Here is a 4,142-nt window from a genome sequence, read left to right as displayed (position 1 = left end):
GTGGCGTTCCTCTATGTGGTGGCACGCGGCCCCGGCATGCTCTCCCTCGATGCACTGATCGCGCGGCGCTGGCGCAAGGCGTGATCAGGGCCCTTACAATCTGTCCAATGCAATTCCGGGCCCGGGGCGGGTCCGGAATCGCCGTTATGGTGAATCCCCGTTAACCTGAATTCCCAAATTCGCCATGATCGCGCCGCGCGGCGGTCGCGATCCGCATCGAATGTTCGCCCCATCGCAATGACGCGATGCCATCAGACATGCGAGACGAGTTTGAGACCATGATTGCCGCGCAGATGAACGACCCTGCTTCGATTGCCCCCGCCATGCCGGATCCGGCCGCGGTGGAAATCGGCACGATCCATGACCTGCGGCGCGATTCGCCCGCCTCCGCGCCAGCAGAACCGCCCGCGTCACGCGAAACGAGTCGCGCGCTCCATTCCGGCTTCGGCCCCCTCGCCCTTCCCGCCCTCGTCGCAGCAACCCGTGTCATGGGTGGCGCGACGAACAAGGGGGGCTGATTCGCTTCAATGTGAATCAAGCGGCGGATGCATCGCGCATCCGCCGCCGCACATTATAGCAGCACCCGAATCAGGAACGTGTTGGGCGAGACCGCACCAAGCAGCACGATGCCGAGGATCGACGCGGCGATCCAGGCGATGAAGACCGCGATCATCCCGCGCCCGGCCCCGGCGCGCATCGCGCTGACCAGCCCCGCGAAATTCCCCGCCAGAACGATCACATGCGGCGCCATCGCCACCGCCAGCACCGCCCAGAGCGCCATGGCGGCGCCGAATTGCGCGAGCGAGAACTGTGCCAGCGCCACCAGCACGAGCGCCGCCGCCACGTTCCACATCAGAAAGAAACCCGCATACCACGCGTCCAGCGCCCCGCGTTTCCAGGCAAAGAGCGCATAGCCATGCGTCACGGCGACGATGAGGGCGAGAAGTGCGATGATGATGTACACGGATCCGTCCCCCACGGGCCTTCGATACATGAAAAGCGATGCGCGACACTGTGTGCGCTCCGGGGGCGACGGTCAAATGCGGGACCCGGCCCCGCAATCCGCACCCCGGCAACGCCCCGCCCGCCGCTCAGACGCGCGCTCTCCCGATCCCGCGCGCCACATCGATCCGCGCCAGTACATCGTCGCGATCCATGCTGACCAGCCGTCCGATCTTTGCGCTCTCGTGGAGCTTTGCAAGCTGTCCGAGCACCGCACGCAGGGCTTCACCAGGCTGCAACAGACCTGCGAGCGCACCCAGACTATCGGCAATGCGGATGAGGATTGCCGGGTTGTCAGATCCCGCCTGGCGAATTTCGTCAAATGCCATATTGACGACCCCCGCGATCTCGCTGCGGTCGGCAATCACGCGGACGCGGCCCTGCGCATCAGTAATCAGTTTCGGCTGAAGGCGACCCGTCAGGATTTCCTCGAGTGCTGCTGTCAGGCGGTCGATGACGGCGATCGCCGTGAACGGATCGTTGATGCCCGGCGACAAGGCCCGCACTGCGATCTCGACGAGTTGCCGGATACCGTGTTCGAGATCCTGCGCCGCCGTTCGGTTGCGGCCGATAACGAAGGCCTTGCGGATCGCCTTGTCGCAACCAGCGGGAATTCCGGGCGAAAGCCGAACATGATCGCCGTGACGGATGAGATGGTGGCCCGCACGCACATTCACCACGATGACCGCGTCGTTCTCGCAGGCGATCTCGACGAGGTGGCTGTAATTGACGACCTGGATATAGCCCTGCTGCTCCAGGGAGATGCTGCGAAGGGCAGTGCTGTCCTGGTCGAAATCGGGGGGCTCGGTGATCGATGAATCCGGGCCGCTGCCGGAGTGCAGGATCTCCTTCACGTCCTTGCGCAAGCCCTGTGACACCGCCTCGACCACATTGTCGGCGATGATCGCGTGGGCGATCTTGTGGATATAAAACAGCAGCGCGAACAGGCATATCAGGGTCAGCAGGCTGGCCAAAGTTACCGCCGCATGGGGCATGCCCTCCCCGCCGAGATTCTCGTCGACCGAGCGCAGGATGGCGATGATGTAGACGATCGTGCCGATGAACAGCCCGAGCACCGCCTGAATCTGCCGATCACCGACGAACATCGAGATCAGGCGCGGCCCGAGCTGGCTCGCCGCCAGCGTCAGGATCACGAAAGTGACGGAGATGACGAGCGAGGTCATCGTCATCAAGCCGGAGAGCAGACTCGACAGCAACGTCCGCGCACTCTCCGGCCCCCCGCCATAAAGCCACCAGACACCTCCGTCTCCGTTGAAGATGCGGGACCCGAAGGTCAGCATGACCACCGCAACCAGCATCGCCGCCACGGTCAGCGCGACGGGGACGAGCCAGAGCTGTTCGCGCAGATGCGAAAGAAGATTGCGAATCCGGTCCATGCAGGCAGAACGCGCAAGTGCGGCAATCGATCCATATGGCGGGGTGATGGGGGTTGGGCGTTTCTTCTCCGCCCTCAATGACGTCCGCATGCTGCATCTGCGTCGCGCTCTATCCTGATGCGCACCCCTACCCACAAAACCTCTTCGCGTTCGCCGTCCATTCCCCGAACCCCGTTGCGACCATGTGGCGGATGACGGCGCAGACGTAGCGTTTCTGGGCGGGGGTGTTGGCGCGGCCGGCGTGGTAGCGGGCGACGGCGCGGGTCCAGTCGCCTTCGCGGTCGCGCAATTCGCGCAGGAAGCGGGCGGCGTATTCGACGTTGAGCGCCGGGTCGAGCATATGGGCGACGCTCTCGAATTCCTGCTTGTGGTAATGGTGGTTGATCTGCATGCAGCCGAGATCGATCAGCTTGACGCCACGCCGGCGCTCGCGCTCGAATTCGCGCAGCGCATCCGCCGCGCTCTCGCCGAAGAAGCTGCGCCCGGCAATGTTGAGCGCATAGGGGTGCAATGTGCCGCGGCGTCCCGTCTCGGTGAGGCCGATGGCGAAGAGCACGGCGAGCGGCACGTCGTATTTGGCCGCAGCGCGGGTCATCTCCGCCTCGCAGACGGGATCGGCCTCGGCGCGCGCGGGCGCCTGCACGTCAAAGATAAATATCGCCACCGTCAGACAGGCGATTGCCCTCAACAGTCTCATGCTGCCTACTCCCTTCATGATCGAGTCCAGAAGCCCCCTCCCCGCCATCGGGTGAGCCACGGTTCGCGCCGGAGCCACCCTCCCCTTGGGCGAAGTTCTGGCCGCCGGCTCCGTTCTGGCCGGCACCGTTGCCGTTTGCATGCTGGCGTCCGGCCTGGGCAGGATCGCCGCTCTGTATGGTGATGCTTTCCGGGCTGAGCCCGCTCTTGCGGATGAGATTGCCGATCAGATCCTTGTCGGCACGCACCATCTCCAGCGCGCGCGGCTCGGAGACGGTGATCTCCATGCGCATGGCACCATCGGAGAGGTGCATCGCCACGCTGATCTTGCCGAGCGAGACCGGCGTGAGCTGGATGGTGAGCATCTTCACAGGCCCTGCAGGCCGGGCCCCCTCGCCACGCAGGCTGCCCGCGAGCGCCTGGTCGAAGCCGCCGGCGCGCATCTCGGCGCCACGCGCCTCGCCGCTGCGGGCAGTGAAATGCGGCCCCGCCTCACGCATGAAGGCCGCGCCCTCGTCGAAGGCCTTCGCGAGCGCATCCAGATTGCCCGCACCCAGCGCGGACTGCGAGACCGGCGCGAAATGCGTCGCCTGCGAGACGACCCGCGCCTCGCCGATCCCCGAAGCCTGGCGTGCGCCGAGCCCGGAATGGCCCGGATTATCGCGCAGGGACAGATGCAGGCTCTCATCCGATTGCATCGCCGCCCCGGCAGCGGCCTGCTGACCGGCCTGCATCCGGGCCGCGTTCTGTGCGGATGCGGGATCGCCGGCGGCAGGTGGCCCGGCGAGATGCCCGGGAGCGGGTTGGCCAGGTATCGTTTGTCCCGCGACGGCCTGCGGGTTCGCCGCGGCATCAGTTTGCGCACCGCCAGCGTCTTCAAGCTGACCAGCGAGGGCACGCAGACGCTCCAGCGAGGCGAAGAAACGCGCCGCGGGATCGCGCGCCTGTGCCACGGCTTTCTCCTCACCCTCCGGCGCGAGGCGCGCCAACGCTTCCGCGACGGCCTTTGCGGCGAGATCGCTCGTCGGCAGCGCGCGCGTCTCGTCG

The 4,142-nt window shown here is 65.9% G+C and carries 5 protein-coding genes; 1 reads left to right on the top strand and 4 read right to left on the bottom strand.

Annotated elements, in window-relative coordinates; genetic code table 11:
* Positions 1–257 precede the first annotated feature (257 nt).
* Complete coding sequence (locus VKP01_RS02030; protein WP_324409968.1) at positions 258–518, top strand: hypothetical protein; 261 nt, start codon at positions 258–260, stop codon at positions 516–518.
* A gap of 53 nt (positions 519–571) precedes the next feature.
* Here the strand turns inward: VKP01_RS02030 and VKP01_RS02025 are convergent, their stop codons facing one another.
* From VKP01_RS02025 to VKP01_RS02010, 4 genes are all read right to left on the bottom strand, one after another.
* Positions 572–964 (bottom strand): hypothetical protein, encoded by a 393-nt coding sequence (locus tag VKP01_RS02025; RefSeq protein ID WP_324409967.1) that lies wholly within the window; start codon positions 962–964, stop codon positions 572–574.
* A gap of 127 nt (positions 965–1,091) precedes the next feature.
* Positions 1,092–2,399: a DUF2254 domain-containing protein gene (locus tag VKP01_RS02020; RefSeq protein ID WP_324409966.1), complete on the bottom strand. Its 1,308-nt coding sequence runs from the start codon at positions 2,397–2,399 to the stop codon at positions 1,092–1,094.
* A 127-nt stretch (positions 2,400–2,526) separates the two neighbouring features.
* Entirely contained in the window at positions 2,527–3,096 is a 570-nt protein-coding gene (locus tag VKP01_RS02015; RefSeq protein WP_324409965.1) for a lytic transglycosylase domain-containing protein, read from the bottom strand.
* A partial coding sequence (locus tag VKP01_RS02010) for a flagellar hook-length control protein FliK (RefSeq protein WP_324409964.1) occupies positions 3,044–4,142 on the bottom strand: 1,099 nt, incomplete at its 5' end. The genes VKP01_RS02015 and VKP01_RS02010, both read right to left, overlap by 53 nt.

This window comes from Saliniramus sp. (assembly GCF_035311605.1).
Lineage (GTDB): Bacteria > Pseudomonadota > Alphaproteobacteria > Rhizobiales > Beijerinckiaceae > Saliniramus.
Note: the sequence above shows the minus strand (reverse complement) of the source record. Positions and strands in the feature narration are given on the sequence as shown.

Excerpts from the sequence above, each read along its gene's own strand:
- VKP01_RS02030 (WP_324409968.1), top strand. The coding sequence starts at position 258 with ATGCGAGACGAGTTTGAGACCATGATTGCCGCGCAGATGAACGACCCT.
- VKP01_RS02020 (WP_324409966.1), bottom strand. The coding sequence starts at position 2,399 with ATGGACCGGATTCGCAATCTTCTTTCGCATCTGCGCGAACAGCTCTGG.
- VKP01_RS02015 (WP_324409965.1), bottom strand. The coding sequence starts at position 3,096 with ATGAGACTGTTGAGGGCAATCGCCTGTCTGACGGTGGCGATATTTATC.